Annotated in this window: 22 protein-coding genes; 19 read left to right on the top strand and 3 right to left on the bottom strand. The window is 58.1% G+C overall.

What is annotated here, in order from left to right:
- The first annotated feature begins 96 nt into the window (after nucleotides 1-96).
- Together otsB and otsA are read left to right on the top strand one after the other, a co-directional pair.
- Nucleotides 97-903: a trehalose-phosphatase gene (gene otsB, locus KFZ77_RS11940; protein ID WP_264384316.1), complete on the top strand. Its 807-nt coding sequence runs from the start codon at nucleotides 97-99 to the stop codon at nucleotides 901-903.
- Nucleotides 878-2,302, top strand: a complete 1,425-nt coding sequence (gene otsA / locus KFZ77_RS11935) for an alpha,alpha-trehalose-phosphate synthase (protein WP_264384315.1) — start codon at nucleotides 878-880, stop codon at nucleotides 2,300-2,302. The genes otsB and otsA overlap by 26 nt, the downstream gene beginning before the upstream one ends.
- 49 nt (nucleotides 2,303-2,351) lie before the next feature.
- Here otsA and uspC read toward each other — a convergent pair whose 3' ends face one another.
- Nucleotides 2,352-2,771: a universal stress protein UspC gene (gene uspC, locus KFZ77_RS11930; RefSeq protein WP_264384314.1), complete on the bottom strand. Its 420-nt coding sequence runs from the start codon at nucleotides 2,769-2,771 to the stop codon at nucleotides 2,352-2,354.
- An 817-nt stretch (nucleotides 2,772-3,588) separates the two neighbouring features.
- Here uspC and flhD point away from each other — a divergent pair.
- The 17 genes from flhD to cheZ all read left to right on the top strand — a co-directional run bounded on the left by flhD (nucleotide 3,589) and on the right by cheZ (nucleotide 21,009).
- Nucleotides 3,589-3,939 (top strand): flagellar transcriptional regulator FlhD, encoded by a 351-nt coding sequence (gene flhD / locus KFZ77_RS11925; RefSeq protein WP_264384313.1) that lies wholly within the window; start codon nucleotides 3,589-3,591, stop codon nucleotides 3,937-3,939.
- Nucleotides 3,940-3,942: 3 nt separating this feature from the next.
- Complete coding sequence (gene flhC, locus KFZ77_RS11920) at nucleotides 3,943-4,521, top strand: flagellar transcriptional regulator FlhC (protein ID WP_031521143.1); 579 nt, start codon at nucleotides 3,943-3,945, stop codon at nucleotides 4,519-4,521.
- A 127-nt stretch (nucleotides 4,522-4,648) separates the two neighbouring features.
- Nucleotides 4,649-5,536: a flagellar motor stator protein MotA gene (gene motA / locus KFZ77_RS11915; RefSeq protein WP_031521145.1), complete on the top strand. Its 888-nt coding sequence runs from the start codon at nucleotides 4,649-4,651 to the stop codon at nucleotides 5,534-5,536.
- Nucleotides 5,533-6,465, top strand: coding sequence for a flagellar motor protein MotB (motB, locus tag KFZ77_RS11910; RefSeq protein WP_031521147.1), 933 nt, complete (start codon nucleotides 5,533-5,535; stop codon nucleotides 6,463-6,465). The genes motA and motB overlap by 4 nt, the downstream gene beginning before the upstream one ends.
- 10 nt (nucleotides 6,466-6,475) lie before the next feature.
- The gene (gene cheA, locus KFZ77_RS11905; protein ID WP_264384312.1) at nucleotides 6,476-8,467 is read left to right on the top strand and encodes a chemotaxis protein CheA; all 1,992 of its coding nucleotides are present in this window, start codon (nucleotides 6,476-6,478) and stop codon (nucleotides 8,465-8,467) included.
- 24 nt (nucleotides 8,468-8,491) lie between these two features.
- A complete protein-coding gene (gene cheW / locus KFZ77_RS11900; RefSeq protein ID WP_024549656.1) occupies nucleotides 8,492-8,995 on the top strand; it encodes a chemotaxis protein CheW in 504 nt (167 codons plus the stop codon).
- A 355-nt stretch (nucleotides 8,996-9,350) separates the two neighbouring features.
- The gene (locus KFZ77_RS11895; RefSeq protein WP_031521151.1) at nucleotides 9,351-9,917 is read left to right on the top strand and encodes a spore coat protein U domain-containing protein; all 567 of its coding nucleotides are present in this window, start codon (nucleotides 9,351-9,353) and stop codon (nucleotides 9,915-9,917) included.
- 72 nt (nucleotides 9,918-9,989) lie between these two features.
- Nucleotides 9,990-10,493 (top strand): Csu type fimbrial protein, encoded by a 504-nt coding sequence (locus KFZ77_RS11890; protein ID WP_264386185.1) that lies wholly within the window; start codon nucleotides 9,990-9,992, stop codon nucleotides 10,491-10,493.
- A gap of 15 nt (nucleotides 10,494-10,508) precedes the next feature.
- Nucleotides 10,509-11,261 (top strand): fimbrial biogenesis chaperone, encoded by a 753-nt coding sequence (locus KFZ77_RS11885; protein ID WP_264384311.1) that lies wholly within the window; start codon nucleotides 10,509-10,511, stop codon nucleotides 11,259-11,261.
- Nucleotides 11,237-13,630, top strand: a complete 2,394-nt coding sequence (locus KFZ77_RS11880; protein WP_264384310.1) for a fimbria/pilus outer membrane usher protein — start codon at nucleotides 11,237-11,239, stop codon at nucleotides 13,628-13,630. The genes KFZ77_RS11885 and KFZ77_RS11880 overlap by 25 nt, the downstream gene beginning before the upstream one ends.
- Nucleotides 13,630-14,595, top strand: a complete 966-nt coding sequence (locus KFZ77_RS11875) for a Csu type fimbrial protein (protein WP_264384309.1) — start codon at nucleotides 13,630-13,632, stop codon at nucleotides 14,593-14,595. The genes KFZ77_RS11880 and KFZ77_RS11875 overlap by 1 nt, the downstream gene beginning before the upstream one ends.
- A 107-nt stretch (nucleotides 14,596-14,702) precedes the next feature.
- Entirely contained in the window at nucleotides 14,703-16,376 is a 1,674-nt protein-coding gene (gene tar, locus KFZ77_RS11870; RefSeq protein WP_264384308.1) for a methyl-accepting chemotaxis protein II, read from the top strand.
- A gap of 39 nt (nucleotides 16,377-16,415) precedes the next feature.
- Entirely contained in the window at nucleotides 16,416-18,017 is a 1,602-nt protein-coding gene (gene tap, locus KFZ77_RS11865) for a methyl-accepting chemotaxis protein IV (protein WP_031521163.1), read from the top strand.
- Nucleotides 18,018-18,035: 18 nt separating this feature from the next.
- Entirely contained in the window at nucleotides 18,036-18,902 is an 867-nt protein-coding gene (cheR, locus tag KFZ77_RS11860; protein ID WP_031521165.1) for a protein-glutamate O-methyltransferase CheR, read from the top strand.
- Nucleotides 18,899-19,948 carry a protein-glutamate methylesterase/protein-glutamine glutaminase gene (locus KFZ77_RS11855; protein WP_031521167.1) on the top strand — a complete coding sequence of 350 codons (1,050 nt, stop codon included), beginning with the start codon at nucleotides 18,899-18,901 and terminating at the stop codon, nucleotides 19,946-19,948. The genes cheR and KFZ77_RS11855 overlap by 4 nt, the downstream gene beginning before the upstream one ends.
- Nucleotides 19,949-19,964: 16 nt before the next feature.
- Nucleotides 19,965-20,354: a chemotaxis response regulator CheY gene (cheY, locus tag KFZ77_RS11850; RefSeq protein WP_031521169.1), complete on the top strand. Its 390-nt coding sequence runs from the start codon at nucleotides 19,965-19,967 to the stop codon at nucleotides 20,352-20,354.
- Nucleotides 20,355-20,364: 10 nt separating this feature from the next.
- Nucleotides 20,365-21,009, top strand: a complete 645-nt coding sequence (gene cheZ, locus KFZ77_RS11845) for a protein phosphatase CheZ (protein WP_031521170.1) — start codon at nucleotides 20,365-20,367, stop codon at nucleotides 21,007-21,009.
- 46 nt (nucleotides 21,010-21,055) lie between these two features.
- On the opposite strand, the gene KFZ77_RS11840 is transcribed toward cheZ, so the two are convergent.
- Both KFZ77_RS11840 and KFZ77_RS11835 read right to left on the bottom strand, forming a co-directional pair.
- A complete protein-coding gene (locus KFZ77_RS11840; protein WP_264384307.1) occupies nucleotides 21,056-22,192 on the bottom strand; it encodes a fimbrial protein in 1,137 nt (378 codons plus the stop codon).
- A complete protein-coding gene (locus KFZ77_RS11835; protein WP_264384306.1) occupies nucleotides 22,182-24,716 on the bottom strand; it encodes a fimbria/pilus outer membrane usher protein in 2,535 nt (844 codons plus the stop codon). The genes KFZ77_RS11840 and KFZ77_RS11835 overlap by 11 nt, the downstream gene beginning before the upstream one ends.
- Between the last annotated feature and the right edge of the window lie 8 nt (nucleotides 24,717-24,724).

Genomic DNA, 24,724 nt, shown 5'->3' with positions numbered 1-24,724 from the left:
CATAGCGAGCTCTCTGACACTGTCTATACTTACATGGCTAATGATAATACGGGGTAACCGTTTGGTTATCCCTCAACCTGAAAGGAGGAGAACCTGGTGGCTGAAGATTTACCCGTACCGCCTCTATTAACCGGCAATCTCGCCTTCTTTTTTGACCTGGATGGCACCCTGGCGGAAATCAAACCGCATCCCGATCAAGTTTCTATCCCGCCTGAGGTTCGCGCTATGCTCAAGCGCCTGTCGGAACTTAACGACGGGGCACTGGCACTGATCTCAGGGCGCTCGATGAAAGAGCTGGATAATCTCTCGCTACCGTTCCGTTTCCCGCTGGCTGGCGTGCACGGGGCCGAGCGCCGTGATATCAGTGAAAATACCCACCTGGTAACGCTTCCAGCAGAGCTGGTGGCGACCCTGCAACGCGACCTTGAGCGCGAAATGGCATTAATGCCCGGCACCGAACTGGAATCCAAAGGCATGGCCTTTGCGCTGCACTACCGTCAGGCTCCTGAATTCGAAACCCGCATCCTCGAGCTTGCGCGCACCTACGTGCGCCACAATACCTTGCTGGCGCTGCAACCGGGCAAGTGCGTGGTGGAGATCAAACCAAAAGGTATCAGCAAAGGCGCCGCCATTGCGGCATTTATGGATGAAGCGCCTTTTGCCGGACGTCAGCCTGTTTTCGTGGGCGACGACCTGACCGATGAAGCCGGTTTTGAGGTTGTGAACCAGAGGGGCGGCGTCACGATTAAAGTCGGGAAAGGGGACACCATTGCACAGTGGCGTCTGCAGTCCGTCAGAGAGGTTCATCTCTGGCTTGAAAAATTAACCTTGCAGCAAGAACAAGAAAAAAAGCACATCACCGAAAGGAGAGAAGGCTATGAGTCGCTTAGTCGTAGTATCTAATCGTATTGCCCCGCCAGATGATAAAAAGAGTAGCGCCGGTGGGCTGGCGGTAGGAATACTGGGGGCGCTGAAAGCCACAGGTGGACTCTGGTTTGGCTGGAGCGGTGAAATCGGCAATGAGGATGCCCCGCTTAAAAAAGTCAGCAAAGACAACATTACCTGGGCTTCATTTAATCTCAGTGAAGAAGACCATGAGCAGTATTACAACCAGTTCTCCAACGCGGTACTGTGGCCGGCATTCCACTATCGCCTCGATCTGGTGAACTATCAGCGTGATGCATGGGATGGCTACCAGCGCGTGAATGCGTTGCTGGCGGATAAGCTGCAACCGCTGATTGAAGAGGACGACGTGCTGTGGATCCACGATTATCATCTGCTGCCCTTCGCCAGCGAGCTGCGTAAACGCGGCATCAATAATCGTATCGGCTTCTTCCTGCACATTCCGTTCCCGACCCCGGAAATCTTCAATGCGCTGCCGCCGCACACCGAGCTGCTTGAAGCGCTGTGCGATTACGATCTGCTGGGCTTCCAGACCGAGAACGACCGTCTGGCGTTCCTTGACAGCCTGGCGCTACAGACCCGCGTCTTTACCCGCGGCAGTAAAAACCATACCGCCTGGGGGAAAGAGTTCCAGACCGAAGTCTATCCTATCGGTATCGAGCCGAACGAAATCGCCGAACAGGCCGCCGGCCCGCTACCGCCCAAGCTGGCGCAGCTTAAAAACGAGCTGGGCAGCGTGAAGAATATCTTCTCGGTTGAACGTCTGGACTACTCCAAAGGCCTGCCGGAACGCTTCCTGGCGTTTGAAGCGCTGCTGGAGAAGTATCCGGAGCACCACGGTCAGATCCGCTATACCCAGATTGCGCCAACCTCGCGTGGCGACGTGCAGGCCTATCAGGATATTCGTCACCAGCTGGAGACCGAAGCAGGGCGCATTAACGGTAAATACGGCCAGCTTGGCTGGACCCCGCTCTACTACTTAAACCAGCACTTCGACCGCAAGCTGCTGATGAAAGTGTTCCGTCATGCTGACGTCGGGCTGGTGACGCCGCTGCGTGACGGGATGAACCTGGTAGCCAAAGAGTATGTCGCCGCCCAGGACCCTGAAAATCCGGGTGTGCTGGTGCTGTCGCGCTTTGCCGGGGCTGCCAATGAGCTCACCTCCGCGCTGCTGGTGAACCCCTACGATCGCGACGACGTGGCGAACGCGCTGCACCGCGCGCTGACCATGCCGCTGGCAGAACGTATCTCCCGTCACAGCGAGATGCTGGATATTATTCGTGATAATGATATCGATCACTGGCAGAGGACGTTTATCAAAGACCTAAAGGGGGTAACGCCACGTAGCGAAGAGAGTACGCTACAAAAAAATGTGGCGACCTTCCCGAAACTGGCCTGAGATAACGGCTGACAGAAAACAGGCTCACGGAGGTGAGCCTGTTTTGTTTTCAGAGGGGGACCAGCAGCACATCGACCCGGCTGGCGGATACCACGCGTCGCGCTGAGCAGGTCACTTTATTGAATAACGTCTGGTTATGGTTCCCGCACACCACCAGATCCACGCCATGCTCCTCGCAGGCCGCCAGAATATGTTCGCTAAGCTCCCCGCTGGCGATGGTGGTTTTCCATACTGGATACCCCGCCTGTGCCGTCAGCTCATCCAGAAACAGCTGCGTCTCTTCCTGCATTAACCCGCGCAGGTTATCCAGCATCGGTGCCGCCAGCTGGTTGTAAAGCTCTGGATCGGCGGCCAGCGTCAGCAGCGAGATCCGCCCGCCGGTGGGTTTAACGACGGAAACGGCTTTGGCGACCAGCCGATGACTCTCCGGGGTGACGGCAACCGCCACCAGCACATGTTGATAGCTCACATTACCTCCTTTTAAACCCTTACTCTTAAGGGGAGTTATCCGGTCATACACCCTGTTAAATCCGTGTGCAAGAGGGAGGGAAGGGCAAACTGTGAGTGATTTCATAAAAAATCATTAATTATTCTTATGGAAAGAAATAGTCCATCCGCTTTTAACAATCGAAGCGCAAATTTATTCATAAGGATTTACACAACTTTGCACGAAAATGTTAACTACTTCAGGTAATCAATTAACATCGACCTCATCATAACGGAGCGTGATAGCTCAAAAAAAGAGGTAACTTAACCTACTGATTTTAGTAGTTATACGGTAACAAAGATTGCATCAAATTGTCACAAACCCAGAGCTGGTGCCGCTTGCAGGCCGGTTGGCTCTGCGCGAAGTGGTTAAAGAGTGTTTCACTGAATGGCTATTCGTCGTTCAGGAATAGTAAAGGGTGTAATTCGTACATAAATTGAGCAAATGAACAGTCTCGCTGATGGTTTGCTTGCGTTATTTGGTGAAAAAGTGTGATATGGATCACATAATTTCTAAAATTCATTCATAATCACGTTGTATGTGCCAGGGCTGACGAGTACAGTTTGCTCGAATTAGGAAAAGTCTTAGATTTTTGTAAGAAAATGATGAACGACGAGTGAACATAGTGACAGGGAACGGACATCGCGTCGAAAACGACTTCTCTCGTAAGCAACGCAAAGTTCACCGATGCATTTGGCCTTAACGATTGTTTTTCTTTTTTACCGGGTATTACCCGGCGACATCACGGGGTGCGGTTGACACCGCATAAAATAAAAGTTGGTTATTCGGGATGGGAAAAATGCACACCTCCGAGTTGCTGAAGCATATTTATGACATCAACCTGTCATATTTATTACTCGCTCAGCGTCTGATTAGTCAGGATAAAGCGTCAGCTATGTTTCGTCTGGGGATCACAGATGATATGGCAGCCACGCTCGGTGAATTAACGTTACCTCAGATGGTTAAATTGGCAGAAACCAATCAGCTTATTTGTCAGTTTCGTTTCAGCGACAATCAGACTATCACGCGTTTAACGCAGGAATCTCGCGTAGACGATTTACAGCAAATTCATACCGGGATTTTATTATCTACGCGTTTGCTTAATGAATCGTCATCCACAGAAGATGTGGTCAGGAAGAAAAGGGCTTAAGCCATGGGCGAGAAGAGTATTGTTCAGGAAGCTCGCGACATCCAGCTGGCAATGGAATTAATCACGCTGGGTGCGCGTTTACAAATGCTCGAAAGTGAAACTCAGTTAAGCCGCGGACGCTTAATTAAGCTTTACAAAGAACTGCGTGGGAGCCCTCCGCCGAAAGGGATGCTTCCTTTCTCCACTGACTGGTTTATGACCTGGGAGCAAAACATCCACGCTTCCATGTTCTGTAACGCCTGGCAGTACCTGCTGCGCACTGGTTTATGTACCGGTGTTGATGCGGTTATCAAAGCCTACCGTTTGTACCTTGAGCAGTGCCCCGAGCAGGAGAACGGGCCGCTCCTGGCGCTTACCCGCGCCTGGACGCTGGTGCGTTTTGTCGAGAGCGGCATGCTTGAGCTGTCCCGTTGCAACTCCTGTAACGGCAATTTCATTACCCACGCGCATCAGCCTGCCGGCAGCTTCGCCTGCAGTTTGTGCCAGCCTCCTTCCCGCGCGGTAAAAAGACGTAAACTTTCCCGGGAAGGTGCCGATATTAATCCACAACTGCTGGATGAACAGGTCGAAAAGGCCGTTTAACAGTTCGGTGTGGTGAACACTCCAGCAGCGGTAAGCAATTACCGCTGCTTTTTTTTACCCCAACGAACCCCATAAACGGGCGTCACCTGCAACTCCTCAATGTATTCAACAGCGTAAGGATGATGTCGTGCTGATTTTAATAGGTTATCTGGTCGTAATCGGAACAGTATTCGGCGGTTATATGATGACCGGCGGACACCTTGGGGCACTTTATCAACCGGCGGAATTAGTCATTATCGGCGGCGCGGGTATTGGTGCTTTTATTGTGGGTAACAACGGCAAGGCTATTAAAGCCACGCTTAAGGCGCTGCCGCTGTTATTTCGCCGTTCCAAGTATACCAAAAGTATGTATATGGACCTGATGGCGCTGCTGTATCGCCTGATGGCTAAATCTCGTCAGCAGGGAATGTTTTCCCTCGAACGTGATATTGAAAATCCAAAAGAAAGCGAAATATTCGCCAGCTATCCGCGTATTCTCGCTGACACCGTAATGCTCGAATTCATCGTTGATTATCTCCGTCTGATTATTAGCGGAAATATGAATACCTTTGAAATTGAAGCATTAATGGATGAAGAAATCGAAACCCATGAAAGCGAATGTGAAGTGCCGGCGAACAGCCTGGCGATGGTCGGGGATTCCCTGCCGGCATTCGGTATCGTGGCGGCGGTGATGGGGGTAGTTCACGCCCTTGCCTCGGCGGACCGTCCGGCAGCAGAGCTGGGGGCGCTGATCGCTCACGCGATGGTGGGAACCTTCCTCGGTATTCTGCTGGCGTATGGTTTTATTTCACCGTTGGCCAGCGTACTGCGCCTGAAAAGCGCCGAAACCACCAAGATGATGCAGTGCGTGAAAGTGACGCTGCTCTCCAGCCTCAATGGTTACGCGCCGCCAATCGCGGTTGAGTTCGGTCGTAAAACGCTTTACTCCAGCGAACGTCCTTCCTTCATCGAGCTGGAAGAGCACGTGCGCGCCGTGAGATCGCCTAACCAACAGCAGGTGACAGAGGACGCATGAAGCATCAAAGCAGACCCATTGTCGTCGTAAAACGGCGCAAACATAAAGGTCACGGCGGCGGCGGCGGACATGGCTCCTGGAAGATTGCGTACGCTGACTTTATGACAGCAATGATGGCCTTCTTTCTGGTGATGTGGCTTATCTCCATCGCCAGTCCGAAGGAGCTGACGCAGATTGCGGACTACTTCCGCACGCCGCTTGCCCAGGCCATCACCGGTGGTCAGCGTATTGCCGACAGTGAGAGTCCGATTCCGGGCGGTGGGGATGACGTCACGCAGCAGCAGGGCGAAGTGAAAAAGCAGCCCAACATCGACGAGCTGAAAAAGCGCATGGATGACACCCGCCTGCGCAAGCTGCGCGGCGACCTGGATCAGCTGATTGAAGCCGACCCGAAACTGCGTGCACTGCGCCCGCACCTGAAGATTGACCTGGTGCAGGAAGGGCTGCGTATTCAGATTATCGACAGCCAGAACCGACCGATGTTTAAAACCGGCAGTGCGGAAGTAGAGCCCTACATGCGCGACATTTTGCGCGCTATCGCCCCGGTACTGAACGGCATTCAGAACAAAATCAGCCTGTCCGGGCACACCGATGACCTGCCGTATGCAGGCGGTGAGCGCGGCTACAGCAACTGGGAACTTTCAGCGGACCGCGCCAACGCCTCGCGCCGCGAGCTGGTGGTCGGCGGCCTTGATGACGGCAAAGTACTGCGCGTTGTCGGGATGGCTGCCACCATGCGCCTGGCGGATCAGGGGGCTGATGCAGCGCTTAACCGCCGTATCAGTCTGCTGGTACTGAACAAGAAGTCCGAAGAGGCAATCGTGCACGAAAACGCAGAAAGCGAAAACCAGTCACTGAGCGCCATTGAACAACCGGGAGCCGTGCCCCCGGTAACAGAACCGACACAGCAACAACCAGGTACGAGGTGATACCGTGAGCATGGATATCAGCGATTTTTATCAGACATTTTTTGACGAAGCTGACGAACTGTTAGCGGATATGGAGCAGCACCTGCTGGATCTTGTGCCGGAAGCACCTGATTCCGAACAGCTCAATGCAATTTTTCGCGCCGCACACTCCATCAAGGGGGGAGCCGGAACCTTCGGGTTCACCATTTTGCAGGAAACCACGCACTTAATGGAGAACCTGCTGGATGAAGCACGCCGCGGTGAGATGCAACTGAACACCGATATCATCAACCTGTTTTTGGAAACCAAAGATATTATGCAAGAACAGCTCGACGCCTATAAAAGCTCAGAGCAGCCAGATCAGGCCAGCTTCGAGTATATCTGCCAGGCGCTGCGTCAACTTGCGCTGGAAGCGAAAGGTGAAGCCCCGGCCGCTGCGGCACATGCCGCTCAGCTGACGGTGGTGGCCGATGCCGCACCGGCGGGCGCTGACGGCAAACTGCGCGTCACCCTGAGCAAGCTCAAGGCGGGGGAAGTGGACGTGCTGCTGGAGGAGCTTGGCAACCTCGGCACCCTGACGCAGATCGAGAAGGGCAGCGACACCCTGAGTGCGACCATCGGCGGTATCAGCGAAGACGACATCACGGCGGTGCTGTGCTTCGTCATCGAACCGGATCAGATTGCCTTTGAACCGGCTCCGGCGGAAGCCGCAACCCCTGCCGCAGTGGAAACACCGGCCCCTGCTCCGGCAGCGGCCCCGGCGCTGAAAGCGGTGCCGACGGAGGGCGCAGCCCCACGCGCCGAACGTGAAAACAAACCTGCCGCGCGCGCCAGTGAATCCACCAGCATCCGTGTTGCGGTAGAGAAGGTTGACCAGCTGATCAACCTGGTCGGCGAACTGGTGATTACCCAGTCGATGCTGGCCCAGCGCTCTAATGAGCTGGACCCGGTCACCCACGGCGACCTGATCACCAGCATGAGTCAGTTACAACGTAACGCCCGCGATCTGCAGGAATCGGTGATGTCCATCCGTATGATGCCGATGGAATACGTCTTCAGCCGCTTCCCGCGTCTGGTGCGCGATCTGGCCGGTAAACTCGGCAAACAGGTCGAACTGACCCTGCAGGGCAGCTCTACCGAACTCGATAAGAGCCTGATAGAACGTATTATCGACCCGTTAACGCACCTGGTGCGTAACAGCCTCGACCACGGCATTGAGTCGCCGGAAAAACGCGAAGCCGCGGGTAAATCCCCGGTGGGTAACCTCATCCTGGCCGCTGAACATCAGGGCGGGAACATCTGCATTGAAGTCACCGACGACGGCGCAGGGCTGAACCGCGAGCGTATTCTGGCGAAGGCGATGTCCCAGGGCATGGCGGTGAGCGAAAACATGACCGACGAAGAAGTGGGCATGCTGATCTTCGCCCCGGGCTTCTCCACCGCTGAGCAGGTGACCGACGTCTCCGGCCGTGGCGTGGGCATGGACGTGGTGAAACGTAACATCCAGGAGATGGGTGGACACGTTGAGATCCAGTCTAAGCAGGGCGCGGGCACGACCATCCGTATTCTGCTGCCGCTGACCCTCGCCATCCTCGACGGCATGTCAGTGAAAGTGAACAACGAAGTCTTCATCCTGCCGCTCAATGCGGTAATGGAATCGCTCCAGCCGCTGGAGGACGATCTGCATCCGCTGGCCGGAGGCGAGCGCGTGCTGGAAGTCCGCGGTGAGTACCTGCCGCTGGTCGAGCTGTGGAAAGTATTTAATGTTCAGGGTGCGAAAACCGAAGCGACCCAGGGCATCGTGGTGATTCTGCAAAGCGCGGGACGTCGTTACGCGCTGCTGGTGGACCAGCTGATTGGTCAGCACCAGGTGGTGGTGAAAAACCTGGAGAGCAACTATCGCAAGGTGCCTGGCATCTCTGCTGCCACCATTCTGGGTGACGGTAGCGTGGCGCTGATCGTCGATATTTCTGCCCTGCAGGGTTTGAACCGTGAACAACGTGTGGCGGGCGCTGCCGCCTGATTTTGAGATTAAGAAGGTAAACACATGACCGGTATGAGCAACGTGACAAAACTGGCCGGCGAGCCGTCAGGCCAGGAATTCCTGGTCTTCACCCTCGGGGATGAAGAGTACGGTATCGATATTTTAAAAGTGCAGGAGATCCGCGGTTACGACCAGGTGACCCGCATCGCTAACACCCCGGAGTTTATTAAAGGGGTGACCAACCTGCGCGGTGTTATCGTGCCTATCGTCGACCTGCGCGTAAAGTTCAATCAGCAGGACGTCGAGTATAACGACAATACCGTGGTGATCGTGCTGAACCTCGGCCAGCGCGTGGTGGGCATCGTGGTTGACGGCGTGTCTGACGTGCTGTCGCTGAATGCCGATCAGATCCGCCCGGCGCCGGAATTCGCAGTGACCCTCTCTACCGAATACCTCACCGGCCTCGGTGCGGTAGGCGAGCGGATGCTGATCCTGGTTCACATCGAGAAGCTGCTCAACAGCGAAGAGATGGCCCTGATCGACACCGCCGCTGCGCACGTCGCGTAACTATTTACGGTGCGATACATTAAGGTATCGCACCGCTTCTTTAAGTACCGCTAAACTCTCCGCTTTTTTTGTTGCAGTAACCACTTTCATTAAATGTGACTGCGATCACAGACTAATGAATATATCCTCTTTTTTGACCTCTTTTTCACTCACTTTTCCTCATTAACCCTTTGTTATAAATAATTTTTCTTCTTTGTACGCCTCTGTGCTGAGCTGCGCTTGTTTTGATGGTGATTTTGGCCTGCCTAATCTAAATTTTTTTTAACAATCTTTAACATCTGGCACATCCAGAAACATTCTGAAGGCTAATCGAAACCAGGGATGCCGGCGGCATCGTCAACACGAGGTAAGTATGATGAACTCACGCCTTTTACTTGCGCTTAGCGCCAGCAGCTTGTTGCTCGCTACTTCAGTGAGCCATGCGGTGACCAGCAGCGGGACGATTACGGCGTCGCTGACATTGACTAACGGTTGCCTGATCAACGGCTCGCCCAGTCAGAACGGTATTAACTTCGGTACCCTGAACTTTGGTACCCAGGCTGCTACCTTCAGCACTCTGACCACGCAGTTGACCGGTGCCAACGGCGGTAACACCTTCACCATTCAGTGTACGACGACCGACTACACCGTCCAGATCACCGGCAGCACCAACACTGCGCCGGGCACGGTGGTCGGTACTCCGGGCACCCCGGCACGCTACATGATCAACACCACTAACGCGGCGCAGGGCGTGGCCTACAGCCTCTACAGCGACAGCGCGTTCAACAACGTGATTGCCAACAACACCTCAATTCCGGCGGCGTCCACCGCAGGCGGCGTTGACAGCTACACCATCTATGGCCGTATCACCGGCGGCGGTAACAGCGTGACTGTGGTGCCGGGCACATACAACGACACCATCAACGTCAGCGTAACCTACTAATCACTCTTCAGGTGGTAACCGTCAATCGACAGGCAGCCCTTCGGGGCTGTCGAGGGGAGCGTTTTGCCCGAAATGTGCCGCTACGCGATTCTGGGAACGCTGCTGCTGAGCAGCGCAGCCGCGTTCGGCATCACCACGCAGAATTTTCAGGTGAGTGCCACCATCACACCCGGCTGCTCCGTCACCAGCGGTACCGGCGGGGTATACGGCACCCTGAACTTCGGCACCCGCAGTGGGGTGGACGGCAGCCGGGTGACGACCAGCTTTATTCCCAATACCTCGCTGTCGCTGGCCTGTACGCCAGGCGTGGCGCTGAGTATGAGCATCAATGGCGGCCAGAACTATTCGACGGTACGGCGTATGCTGCGCAACGGCGGCACCCAGGTGGTTCCGTACCGGCTCTATACCAGCAGTTCGCTGGCTGCCAATACCGAGATCGGTGTCAACCAGCCGGTCTCACTGAGTTACACCAACAGCAATAACATTACGCTGCCCATCTTTGGCGCGGCGCAGTTAACCGGGTTCAGCCCGGCAGGAAATTATACCGATCAACTTACCGTGACATTGTCGTGGTAATCAGGGAGAAGTGACATGACACCACGTGGGTTATCCGCATGCGCCTTGCTGAGCGGTTTGCTCATCGCCGGGCAGGCTGGTGCTGCCAGCAACCTGTTAATCTGGCCTATCGACCCCTATTTTGCCCCGGAAGATAAAGCCGCTGAACTCTGGTTGCAGAACCAGGGCAACCAGACCACGACCATGCAGGTGCGCATCGTTCGCTGGCGGCAGGAGAATGGCAACGAACGCTACGAGCAGCAGCAGGATGTGGTGGCCAGCCCGCCGATTGTCCGGGTCGAAGGGGGCAGCAAACAGCTTATTCGCCTGATTAAACAGAGCACCGTTCCGGCCGGCATCGAGCAGGCCTACCGCATCGTTGTCGATGAAATCCCTCAGCCTGACGCCGCCCGCGACCCGAAAATCGGCCTGAAACTCCAGATGCGTTACTCCATTCCGCTGTTCGTCTACGGTCAGGGGATGGCGACCCAGCGCACCGGGGCGCACCACGCGTTTGTTAACCCCGGCGATCTCAGCTGGCGCGTGGTCAACGATGGCGGCCAGCGTGCGGTTCAGGTCACTAACCGGGGCGATGTGCATGTGCGGCTCAGCAAGGTGACCGTCACCCAGGGCGGCCAGCGGCGGGAGATGGCGCAGGGTCTGCTGGGGTATGTGCTGCCCCACAGCGTGCGTAACTTCCCGCTGCCTGCCGGTACGCCGAGCCCCAACCAGCTCTCCGCTTCCATCAATGCGCATGATGCAAAATGGCAAACCGCGCCTGCGCCCTGACCACGCTGTCGGTCGCGACGGTTATCGCCACGGCGCCTCCTGCCGCGCAGGCGGCGAACGGGGATGATGCGCTGCCGCCACCGCCGGATGTGCGTGCGATCAACGCCCGCGCCACGTACCATCTCGGGCTGGTGGTCAACCACTACGATACCGGGCAACTGGTGCAGGCTACCCGCCGCGAGGGCGATTTTTATGTGGCGATAGACGATCTGAAACGCGCCGGTATCCCCGCCGAGCACCTGCCGGCAGGCGGGGAGGTCAACGTCTCGCGCCTGCCGGAGGTACAGACCGATTACGACAGCACCCGCCAGCGACTGCTGCTCACCGTACCCAACCACTGGCTGCCGGCGCGGGATATTACGCTGGGGCAGGATCAGGAAGCCGTTGCGCCGCGCAACAGCACCGGGGCGCTGCTCAACTACGACTTCTATACCAACGACACGCAAAACAGCGGCAGCCAGGCCTCGCTCTGGCACGAGCTGCGTTTTTTCAGCGATGTCGGCACGCTCTCCAGCACCGGTATCGCCCGGCAGACGTTCCGGGGCTACACCAGTCAGGGCAACGGCTATCGCCGCTACGACACCACCTTCACCGCCACCGATGAGCGAGACACCGTAAGCTGGTCGGTAGGGGACGTCATCAGCGACTCGCTAAGCTGGAGCAGCAGTGTGCGCATGGGAGGGCTTTCCTGGGGGCGCGACTTCTCGCTGCGCCCGGATCTGATCACCTATCCGCTGCCAGCGTTCTCCGGCGAAGCGGCGGTGCCGAGCACCGTGGACGTGTTCATCAACGGCTACCGCTCCGGCTCGACCGATCTCCAGCCCGGCCCGTTCACCCTGACCAATCTGCCCTACGTGAACGGCTCAGGGAATGCGGTGCTGGTCACCACCGATGCGCAGGGGCGACAGGTCTCCACCACGCTGCCGTTCTACGTCGCCAGCGACCTGTTAAAACAGGGCTTGTCCGACGGGGCGTTTACCCTCGGCGCACTGCGCCGCAACTACGGCATCAAGGATTTCGACTACGGCCCGGCGGCGGGCAGCGGGTCGGTGCGCTACGGGGTCACCGACTGGTGGACCGCCGAAGCCCACACCGAAGGCGCTGAATCCCTTGCGCTGGGTGGGGTAGGGTCAATGTTTCGTCTCGGCCAGTTTGGGGTGGTTAACGGTGCCATCAGCCAGAGCCGGATGCGCGGCGAGCAGGGCCAGCAGGTCAACTGGGGCTATCAGTACAACGGCTTGTGGTTCAATATCAGCACCCAGCATACCGAGCGCGACCGCCGCTTCGGCAACCTGGCGCTCTACGACGTGCAGCCGGTTTACGATATTAATCGTCAGCCCATCTCCACCCTCAGCCGCACCTCGGATCAATACACCTTCAGCCTGAATATGGGGCGCTACGGCAACCTCGGCGCGGCGTACATTGACGTGCGAAGCTTCGACGATGAAAAGACCCGGCTGCTCAACCTCTCCTGGAGTAAAAACTTCTGGGACAGCAGCTTCTACGTGGCCGCCAGTCACGACCCGGATAAAGAGGGCTGGACCGTGGCAATGTCGCTGCAGATCCCGTTCGGCAGCCTCGACAGCGTTGCGCTGAGCGTGGACAACTCGCGTGATACCGGCACCAGTACCCGGGTTAATTACAATCACGCCATGCCGAGTGACGGCGGCTTTAGCTGGGATCTGGCCTATGCCAATCAGAGTCGTGACGATGACTATCAGCAGGCCTCGCTGGGCTGGCGCAATAATGATGTTGAGCTACAGGGCGGCATCTACGGCGAAAGCGGCAGCTATACGCGCTGGGGCCAGGCCAGCGGCGCGCTGGTGGTGATGGATAAATCGGTATTCGCTGCCAACCAGATCAACGATGCCTTTGCGGTGGTCAGCACCAACGGTCAGCCGGACGTCACGGTGAACTTCGAAAACCAGCCGGCAGGGCAGACCGATGAAGATGGCTATCTGCTGGTGAGCGGCGTGACCTCTTACTACCCGGCGAACTACAGCATCAACACCCTTAATCTGCCAGCGGACACCCGCATCAAAGACACCGAGCGCCGTATCGCCATCAAACGCGGCAGCGGCTACGTGATCGAATTCCCGATGGATCAGGAGCGGGTCGCCAGCGTCATTCTGCATGATGAGAACGGCGAGCCGCTGCCGGTATCGAGCCAGGTGATCCGCCCGATGCTGCCGTCGGCCATCGTCGGCTACGACGGCATCGCCTGGCTGGAAAATATCAGCGACGTTAACCATCTCACGGTCACGACCCCGGACGGACGACGCTGCAACGTCACCTTTGCTGCGGCCAGTGATACCGGTCATCAGCTGCGTACCTACGGGCCGGTTATCTGTAAAGAGGAGTCACGCTAATGCGCCGTTTACTCTGGGCACTGTTACTGCTGGTGGGGTTGTGTCAGACGGCGCAGGCCGTCTGTACGTTGACGCCGCCTTCCACCGCCTCGTTCGGTACCCGTACGTCATTTGTTATTAACAGCACGGTACTGGACACCAGCGCCACCTTTAACCTTGACTGTACTGCGGTGCTGACGCTGCTTACCAACGATTTTATTCGCCTGACCTATGTCAGTTCGACTAACCCGGTGGGCACGCGCGGCACCCTGCGCAATACCGCCAACACCGACAGCATTCCTTTCGTGGTGTGCAGCCAGGCCAACTGCGCTGCGCCCGGGGAGATTGCCACTGCGGGAAGTTATACCTGGAGCGGCAACCAGTTGCTGGGCCTGTTGTCGGGCAAACGCTACGCGCTGCCGTTCTACTTTCGCACCGTTGCCGGGCAAAACATCAGCGCCGGCACCTACCAGGCGACGCTCAACTTCCGTCTCGACTACAGCATCTGCGAAACCGGGGTAGCGGTCTGTCTCTCCGCCCAGACCGGCAGCCCGACCTTTAGCATGACGCTGAATGTGATCGTCACCAACGACTGCTCCACCATCAACGCCCCGGCGGTGAGCTTCGGCAGCGCGCCGCTGGTGCAGAACTTTGCCGCAGTGAGCCAGAATATCGTCATCACCTGTACCAAAGGCAGTACTTACACCGTGGGGCTGAATAACGGGCTGTATGCCAACGGCAACGTGCGCAATATGGCCTCAACCACCACGCCGGCAAACCGTCTGAGCTACGAGGTTTATAAGGGCAATACCAGCACCCGCTGGGGTATCAGCGGTACGGAACGCTGGGCCAGCACTGCCTCGTCATCAATCAGTACTGACCAGCTCAGCCGCACCTATAACTACACCGCCCGGGTATTGCCCACACAAACCACGCCGCCAGGCGGAACTTACACCGATACTCTGGTGGTCGATGTCGCCTTCTGAGGTGCTTTCTGCGGCGCCCGCCGGGCGCCAGATTTCCCGTAGTTTGAGGTAAAGTTCCCTTCCCGGATGCCGATAACACCGATAACGAATTAATCGAAAGGTGTTGTATGTTGAATCGTATCCGGGTTGTCACACTGCTGATGTTGGTGCTGGTTGTATTCGCGTGCTTACAGCTCCTTTCCGGCAGTCTTTTTTTCTCTTCGCTGAACAGCAATCAGCAGAGCTTTGCCGCCTCCAATAGCCTGCGCATGCAGCAGGCCGCACTGACCCAGACCTGGGAGCTGATGCTCCAGACCCGCATTAACTTAAGCCGCTCCTCGGCGCGCATGATGATGGACCCCACCAACCAGCAGAGCAGCGCCAAAACCGATCTGCTTAACAATGCCAAAGCCTCGCTGGCGGAAGCCGGGCAGCGCTATGCGGCGTTTCGCAACATCGCTCCGGTCGCGGGCATGGAAGCGGTGAGCGCCGCGCTGGACAGCGATTACCAGAAATACGCCGGCGCGCTGGGCGAGCTGGTGCAGTATCTGGAAACCGGCAACATGGATGCCTTCTTTGCCCAGCCTACCCAGGGAATGCAGAACGCGCTCGATAAGTCCATTGAGGCCTACAGCAAGCAGGGCGACGCCATCTATCAGGCGGCGTTCAGCGACAGCCAGGCGGATTACCAGTTCGCCAAATGGCAGACCGGCATCCTCGCCGTGGCGCTGGTGATCGTGCTGGCGCTGGTGTGGTACGGCATTCGTCACATCCTGCTAAACCCGCTGGCCACCGTTATCGCTCACATTCGCGAGATTGCCGCTGGCAACCTGACCGGAACGCTGGCTGCAAACGGGCGTAACGAGATCACCGAGCTGGCGGTCAGCGTGCAGCATATGCAGCAGGAGCTGATTACGACCGTCACCAGCGTGCGTCAGGGCACCGATGCTATCTACAGCGGCACCAGTGAAATCGCCGCCGGGAATAACGATCTCTCCTCGCGCACCGAACAGCAGGCCGCTTCGCTGGAGCAGACCGCGGCCAGCATGGAGCAGCTGACCGCCACCGTGAAGCAGAATGCCGATAACGCCCGCCAGGCCACGCAGCTGGCAAGCAGCGCCTCGGAAACTGCCGCCCGCGGCGGAAAAGTGGTGGATGGCGTGGTGAAAACCATGCACGACATCGCCGCCAGTTCGAAAAAAATCGCCGACATTACCGGCGTTATCGACGGGATTGCCTTCCAGACCAATATCCTGGCACTTAACGCGGCGGTAGAAGCCGCACGCGCCGGTGAGCAGGGACGTGGCTTCGCCGTGGTTGCCGGGGAAGTGCGCAATCTCGCCAGCCGCAGCGCCAATGCGGCAAAAGAAATTAAAGCCCTGATTGAAGATTCTGTCTCTCGTGTCGATACCGGTTCAGTGCTGGTCGAATCGGCAGGGGAGACGATGAACGACATCGTCAGCGCGGTGACGCGCGTTACCGACATCATGGGCGAAATTGCCTCCGCGTCGGATGAGCAAAGCCGGGGCATTGACCAGGTGGCGCTGGCGGTGACGGAGATGGATCGCGTTACGCAGCAGAACGCCTCGCTGGTGGAAGAGTCCGCCGCGGCGGCAGCAGCGCTGGAAGAGCAGGCCAGCCGCCTGAGTCAGGCAGTGGCAGCATTCCGGCTTAACGCGCAACGCAGCGCCAGGGATACGGTAACACGAAGCAGTGCTGACTATTTGCCAGCGTCCGCGCCGGCCTTAACCCAACAAAAACCGGCGATGGCCGGGCAGGACGATAACTGGGAAACCTTCTGATAACGACACGACGGCGTGACGCCGCATAAGGGAACGTTGATGTTGAACCGTATTCGTATCTCGACCAGTCTTTTTTTGATTCTGATTGTGTGTGGCGTTTTACAAATTGGCAGTAATGGTTTGTCCTTCTGGGCTTTTCGTGACGACTTTCAGAACCTGAAAACGGTCGAGACGAGCAACCTTCAACGCGATACCCTGGCGCAGAGCCGCGCGGCCTTGTTACAGGCCAGCACCGCCCTGAGTCGTGCCGGTACTCTGACGGCGCTGAGCTACCCGGCGGAGGACATCAAAGCGCTGATGACCACCGCGCGTGCCAGCATGCAGAAAGCGGACGGCGTGTTTAAACAGTTTGCCGCCAGCGAGCCGGCGACCGACACCGCGGCGACCCTGACTGCCGCGACAACCAAAAGCTATACCGCGTGGCGTGAGGATCTTGAGCATCAGGCCACCTGGCTTGAGAGCAATCAGCTCTCCGACTTTCTGACCGCGCCAGTGCAGCAGTCGCAGGATGCCTTTGAAGCGAGCTTCAACGCCTGGCAGCAGTACATCAACCACTTTGTGGTGAGCGCCAGCGAAGACAGCAAAAAGAACTACCAGATCTCGGGGATTATTTTTGCCGTGGTGACGGTGATTGCCCTGCTGCTCATGGCCGGGGCGCTACTGTGGTCGAAAGTGATGCTGGTGCAGCCGCTGGCGATTATCCGCAGCCACTTTGAGAGCATCGCGGCGGGAAATCTGGCGCGGCCCATTGCCGTGTACGGACGCAACGAGATCTCGGAGATCTTCGACGGCCTGAAACATATGCAGACCTCGCTGCGCGACACCGTAAGCCAGGTGCGTAACGGCAGCCATGCGATGCATACCGGCATCGGTGAAATTGCCGCCGGCAATAACGATCTGTCGTCGCGTACCGAACAGCAGGCGGCCTCGCTGGCGCAGACCGCGGCCAGCATGGAACAGCTGACTGCCACCGTGGGCCAGAACGCGGACAACGCCCGTCAGGCAGCGAAGCTGTCGCAGAACGCGGCACAAACCGCAGAGCAGGGCGGCGAACAGACCGCACGCATGGCGCGCACCATGCACGAGATTGAAGCCAGCTCGCAAAAGATTGGTGACATCACCAGCGTGATTGACGGCATCGCGTTCCAGACCAACATCCTGGCGCTCAACGCGGCGGTGGAAGCCGCCCGCGCCGGTGAGCAGGGACGCGGATTCGCGGTCGTGGCCGGGGAAGTGCGTAACCTCGCCAGCCGGAGCGCCGATGCGGCAAAAGAGATCAAAGTGCTGATCGACGAGTCCGTGGCACGCGTCCAGCAGGGCAGCGTGCTGGTGGATACCGCGTCCACCACCATGGCGGACATTGTCCGCTCGGTGACGCAGGTTAACGACATTATGGGGGAGATCGCTTCTGCCTCAGACGAACAACGCCGCGGCATCGAACAGGTTGCCCAGGCAGTAAGCCAGATGGATCAGGTTACTCAGCAGAACGCCGCGCTTGTGGAAGAGGCTGCGGCGGCCACGGATGCACTGGCAAATCAGGCTGACCACCTTACGACTCTGGTGGCAGCATTTCAGCTCGACCACGCGCAGGTGCGCGAGGAGAAGCAGGTACCGTTTGACGCGGTGCCGGTTACACCCTGACGGTAATAAGAAGGCGCTATGACATCATCACTGCCTACCGGGCAAACGTCATTATTGTTGCAGATGACACAGCGCCTCGCGCTGTCCGACGCTCATTTCCGTCGGATATGTCAATTAATCTACCAGCGCGCGGGGATCGTGCTGGCTGACCATAAGCGGGATATGGTTTACAACCGCCTGGTCCGCCGGTTGCGCACCCTCGGGCTGGACGATTTTGGTCGCTATCTCGGTATGCTGGAAGCGAACCAGAACAGCGCGGAGTGGCAGGCGTTTATCAACTCCCTGACCACCAACCTCACGGCCTTTTTCCGTGAGGCGCACCACTTCCCGGTGCTGGCGGAGCATGCCCGCAAGCACAGCGGCGAATATCGCGTGTGGAGCGCGGCGGCCTCAACCGGGGAAGAGCCGTACTCTATCGCCATTACCTTGGCGGACACGCTGGGCACGGCACCGGGTCGCTGGAAGGTCTTTGCCAGCGACATTGATACCGAAGTGCTGGAAAAAGCGCGCAGCGGCATCTATCGCCTGGAAGAGCTGAAAACGCTGTCGCCGCAGCAGTTGCAGCGCTATTTCATGCGCGGCACCGGTCCGCATGATGGCCTGGTACGCGTGCGCCAGGATCTGGCGAATCAGGTTGAGTTTGCCTCGCTTAACCTGCTGCAAAAGCAGTACGACATCGGCGGCCCGTTCGATGCAATCTTTTGCCGCAACGTGATGATTTATTTTGATAAGGACACACAGCAAGAGATCCTGCGGCGCTTCGTTCCGCTGCTTAAACCCGACGGCCTGCTGTTCGCCGGGCATTCAGAGAACTTCAGCAACCTCAGTCGCGACTTCTGGTTACGTGGCCAGACCGTCTATTCGCTGAGTAAGGAAAGAGCATGAGTAAAATCAGAGTGTTGTCAGTGGATGACTCTGCGCTGATGCGCCAGATAATGACCGAGATCATTAACAGCCACAGCGACATGGAAATGGTAGCGACCGCACCGGACCCGCTGGTTGCCCGCGACCTGATTAAAAAGTTTAACCCGGATGTGCTCACGCTCGACGTGGAAATGCCGCGCATGGACGGCCTCGATTTCCTGGAAAAACTGATGCGCCTGCGTCCGATGCCGGTGGTGATGGTCTCCTCCCTGACCGGGAAGGGCTCGGAAATCACCCTGCGCGCGCTGGAGTTGGGCGCTATCGACTTCGTGACTAAGCCGCAGCTGGGCATTCGTGAAGGGATGCTGGCCTACAGCGAGATGATCGCCGATAAAGTGCGCACCGCCTCGCGGGCAAAACTCTCGGCGCGCGCGCCGGAAGCGGCCCCGGCCACCCTGAAGGCCGGCCCGCTGCTCAGTTCGGAAAAACTGATTGCAATTGGCGCGTCAACCGGCGGCACCGAGGCGATTCGCCACGTGCTGCAACCGCTGCCGCTCTCAAGCCCGGCGGTGCTTATTACCCAGCACATGCCGCCGGGCTTTACCCGCTCCTTCGCCGAGCGCCTGAACAAACTGTGCCAGATTAGTGTGAAAGAGGCAGAAGACGGCGAACGTGTATTGCCAGGACACGCCTATATTGCGCCCGGTGATCGGCACATGGAGCTGGCGCGTAGCGGGGCAAACTATCAAATCAAATTACATGACGGGCCGCCGGTAAACCGCCACCGCCCGGCCGTCGATGTGCTGTTTCATTCAGTCGCGAAACATGCGGGGCGCAACGCGGTGGGGGTTATTCTCACCGGGATGGGCAACGACGGCGCGGCCGGAATGTTAGCGATGCACCAGGCCGGTGCCTGGACCATCGCGCAAAACGAAGCAAGTTGTGTGGTGTTCGGCATGCCGCGAGAGGCCATCAATTCAGGTGGCGTCAGCGAAGTGGTCGATCTAAGCCAGGTCAGCCAGCAGATGCTGGCGAAAATCAGTGCCGGACAGGCAATACGTATTTAAGAGGAGAGTAGTGGTTATGGCAGATAAAGATCTTAAGTTCCTGGTAGTGGATGATTTCTCCACCATGCGTCGCATTGTACGTAACCTGCTGAAAGAGCTGGGTTTCAACAACGTAGAAGAAGCGGAAGATGGTGTGGACGCGCTGGCAAAACTGCAGGCTGGCGGTTTTGGCTTCGTGATCTCCGACTGGAACATGCCGAATATGGACGGCCTTGAGCTGCTGAAAACCATTCGTGCCGACAGCAACATGGCTGCCATGCCGGTGCTGATGGTCACGGCGGAAGCCAAGAAAGAGAACATCATCGCAGCAGCGCAGGCGGGTGCCAGCGGCTACGTGGTAAAACCGTTTACCGCTGCGACCCTGGAAGAGAAGATGGGCAAAATCTTCGAAAAACTCGGCATGTGAGGGCGGGACGATGATGCAACCAATAATCAAACCGACTGATGAGCATACGCCCGGCGATATCATAGCCCGCATTGGTAGTCTGACGCGTATGCTGCGCGACACCATGAAGGAGCTGGGACTCGATCAGGCGATTGCAGAAGCAGCTGAGGCGATTCCGGATGCCCGCGACCGCCTGGATTATGTGGTACAGATGACGGCGCAGGCCGCCGAGCGCGCACTGAACTGCGTAGAGGCTTCCCAGCCTCATCAGAACCAGATGGAGTCCGGCGCGAAAGCGCTGAGCAGCCGCTGGGATGAGTGGTTTGAGAACCCGATCGAACTGAGTGACGCGCGTGAGCTGGTCACCGACACCCGTAATTATCTGGCAGACGTGCCGTCCCATACCGGGGCGACTAACGCACAGCTGCTGGAAATCATGATGGCGCAGGATTTCCAGGATCTGACCGGTCAGGTTATCAAGCGCATGATGGACGTGGTGCAGGAGATTGAGCGCCAGCTGCTGATGGTGCTGCTGGAAAACATTCCGGATCAGCCAAGCCGCGCTAAACGTCCGAACGACAGCCTGCTCAACGGCCCGCAGCTTGATGCGACCGCCGCTGGCGTCGTGGCAAGCCAGGATCAGGTTGACGATCTGCTCGACAGTCTCGGTTTCTGAGTCTGATACGCCCCCGGATGCCAGGGTATCCGGGGGCGTAGTTTTTCTAGCGTAAATCCATTTTTACCGTCACATTCCCTTCGTATTTCCCGGCTGCCGGGCGCGAATCCGTGGTGCTCACCGGCGCGGCCTTCATCACGATGCTGCCGTTCCCCTGTTCATCAAGCGTCACCGGAAACTCGACGCTGCCATCCAGCATCACCGGGTTGTTGTTGTTATCAAACATCCGTACTCCCATATCGTCACGATCGATCATGCGCGCAATTAACTTGCCTGAATCGACCACACCGCGGTCGGCGCTCAGCGTAAGCTTGATTTTCTGCTGGTTATTCACCGCCGGATTATCGCAGCGGTAGGAGATATCCACGTCTTTCAGGGTAAAGCCTTGCGGAGGTTGACCCGCCGCAACGTACTGACTGGTCATGGTCTGCCCCAGGTCCACCTCAATGGTGCTCCCTGCGTTGATCACGCAGCTTAGCGGGGCGGTGAGCGTACCGCTAAGCCAGATGTTGGAGACCTGCTGGGCGCTGCCGATATCGCAACTGCCGGAGCCGAACGAGAGGCAGGCATAGTTTTGCGCCATCAGCGTCGCGGGGATAGTCTCCTCACCGAGGATCGGTTTTTTGACATACAGCGTCACGGCGATCACGTTCCATTTGAACTTGCGTTTAGTGGTACTGGCCCCGACGGGGCGCGTGCTCTCGCTGCAGACGCTGGCGGTTTGCTCGGTCGGTTTCTTCTGCTCAAGCGCCTTCATCATTCCGGACACCGGCGTCGGGTAGCTGTTGATGGGAATGGGCGTCAGGCCCGTTCCGTCCGGGGAGTCAACGGCATTGCTGTACGCCTGCACATCGGCGTCGAGGTGCGCCGTCAGATAACCGTACCCCGAGACGCCGGGCGGCAACGGGCTGCCAGCGTAGTTTGTGGTCATGATCTGCGTCGTGCTGAGCAGGTTGCCCGGGCAACTGCAGTTCGCTTCAATTTCCGCGCCGTTACCTACCAGATAATGCGACATGGCGAGGATGTGATTCGTGACGTTTTCGTCCGGCGACAGCGCCATGTTGTAACTGCTGCCATAGCTGGCAGCCGCGCTGAAACAATTGTGAAGGATGGTTGCCTGTGCTGGGGCGCTCATCAGCGTGACGAGCAACGGCAGTGAACCTGCTCTGACGTTAATCTGCATGGGGTGTCTCCTGTTGACAGCGTGCGGACAGGGTGCGGATCGCCGTGGAGCGCGAGGCTGAGGCGGCGGGAATCTGCAAACGGGCGCGGCACCGTTGCGCCGGGTCGGCACCCCACTGCACGCGTACACCTGCCTGTTCGCCAATTCCGGCGAGGTAAAGTATGCCGCCATCGTCCACGATACCGCTCTGCGCCTGGCCCTCGACGCTGGCCACGGCGCCAAACGGCACCGGACGGCCATTGTCCCGGGTCAGGGTCACCAGCACACGGTAACCGATGCGGGCATCAAATCGGGCCGTCACCGCCGCGCTGCGGCTGGGGATCACCATCACCGCGGTGGCATTGGTGTCTACATCCTCCGGCAGGGTAGTGGTATCCACGCGCAGCGTGTTTTGTTGATAGGCTGTCAGTGACGGGATAATGGCGTTGCCAAACCAGTCGGTCTGAATGCCGCGTTGATTTTTGAAACGCACCCCTGATGCCCCGCCGGTGCTGACGATAGCGAACTGATCGCCCAGCGGCTGGGAGAGGGTAACACCCTCGGGATGGGCCACCACCGCGCCGCTGATTCCGTAGCTGACGCGCGAGGAGTCGTCGGCGCCATAGTAATAGCCCGCATTGACGTTCGCGTATTCGGAACGGTAGCTGGTATAGAGGCTACTGTTATCGGTGCCGTCATGGTTGGTATGGCTCTGCTGCAGCGAGTAGTTCAGGCGCTGATCGTCGAGTAGCGTACCGCTCAGGCCGAGGCTCTGGCTGGTGTCGCCGTGGCGGCTGTTACTCATGCTGTAGCTGGCCCAGCTGTTGGGCAGCCAGCGGCTGAGCGGCACGCTGAAGCCGAGGCTTATCATGCGATCGCTGTCATCATCCCCGGAGGTGGTATAGGTGCAGGCCAGATGCGCGCTGACGCCGCCAAAGGTACGGTTGATACCGGCGGTAACGCTGCGCTCGCGCTGCGAGGTTCCCCAGTAATCCTGCTGGTAGCCGTTAAGATAGAGGCTGCTGCCGAGCAGCGTCTGGCTGACGCTGGCCTGCACCCGGTTGCGCTTGTTGTAGCGAAAGGTCCAGTCATCTTCGTCATAGCGCTGATTCGCGTCGGCGAAGCTGTAGTAGCCCGCCGTGGAGTAGCGGTAGCTGGCAAGGGTGAAGTTGGTATCGGTGGCATCGATTTTCCCGGACCAGAGCACGCGGTAAGACTGTCCGGTGTGCCGGGTGTTGTCATCCAGCGTGGCCCGCGCCCAGGTAACGTCGAAGGAGAACGCACCCAGTTCGCCCGGCACCAGACCGACGCCCACATTGCCCGCCTGGTAATCCGCAGAGGCGGTCAGGCCGCCAAATGCTGTCAGGGTGTTATTGATGCCATAAATTGCGCTGCCCTGTGTGAACAGCGGCTCATTTTGCTGGCTGTTGTTATCCGCCCGGAAGCGCGCCGCCGTGACCTCATACTTTATCTGACCGGGACGCTGCATAACCGCCACGCTGGAGTAGGGCTGAGTCCAGCTGTGCACCGTGCCATCCGCTTCCTTTACGGAAATCTCCAGATCGCCGCTGTTGGTAGTGGAGTTCAGGTCGGTTATCTCAAACGCGCCAGGCGCGACGTTTTGCTGATAGATAATATAACCATTCTGCCGCACCGAGACCTCGGCGTTGGAGCTGGCGATGCCGCGGATCACCGGCGCAAACCCGCGCTGGATGTAAGGCAGCATCTCCTCATCGGAGGCCAGGTTAACGCCGGTGTACTGCACGCTGTCGAACACGTCGCCGCGCGTGCTGCTCTGGCCGGCCGTGAACTGCGCACGCAGGGCATCCACGTCATGCTGGATCCAGCTGCTGAGCGATTCCCAACTATGTTGATCGTTAGTCTCGCTCCAGGTGGAATAGTTACGCAGCCGCCAGCCACCGAGGTTCAGGCCACTGCGCAGGTTAAGGTACTGGCTGCTGTCGCGCTGGTGCGCACTGTCCTCGTTCTGCGACCCGGAAAACGCATAGTCGGTGAACAGCACCGGCACGCCGTCCTGCCAGCGCGAGGGGTCAATCTCCCCGGCGCGGGTTTCGTTGAGCGCGGCCTGAGGCAGACTGAGGTGCAGCGTCAGGGTGGAAAACGTAAACGCGGCGGTGGCAAAAGGGATGTAGTGCCCAATCGACTGCGGCAGCGGCGCGTTGTCGGGCAGCGCGGCAAGCGCAGGGTACTCATCGACGCGCACGCCCCATCGGCGCAGCTGCGCCACCGTCAGTTGGGGCTGCAGAGTGCCATCCGGGCCGCTCAGGTAGCTGATGCTCTCATCCGGCAGTGAATGGGTGTTAAGGATGATGCGTGAGACCCAACTGCCGGGCAGCTGCGCATCCGGGCGCGAAAACAGCGACAGGTCAATATCCTGTTGTGCCAGGGTGTCGCCTTCCAGCGATGAAGGGGCGAAATAAAATTCGCGCGCTTCGGCCGTCGACGACGCCAGCAGGAGGGTACCGCCCACGCAGGGCAGAAGGGTGCGCAGCCGCCCGCTGCTAACCAGGGTTTTTCTGCTCATCGGGATGC

This window comes from Siccibacter colletis (assembly GCF_025914095.1).
GTDB lineage: Bacteria > Pseudomonadota > Gammaproteobacteria > Enterobacterales > Enterobacteriaceae > Siccibacter > Siccibacter colletis.
The sequence above is the reverse complement of the archived record's forward strand: the minus strand, read 5'-3'. Positions and strand labels throughout refer to the sequence as shown.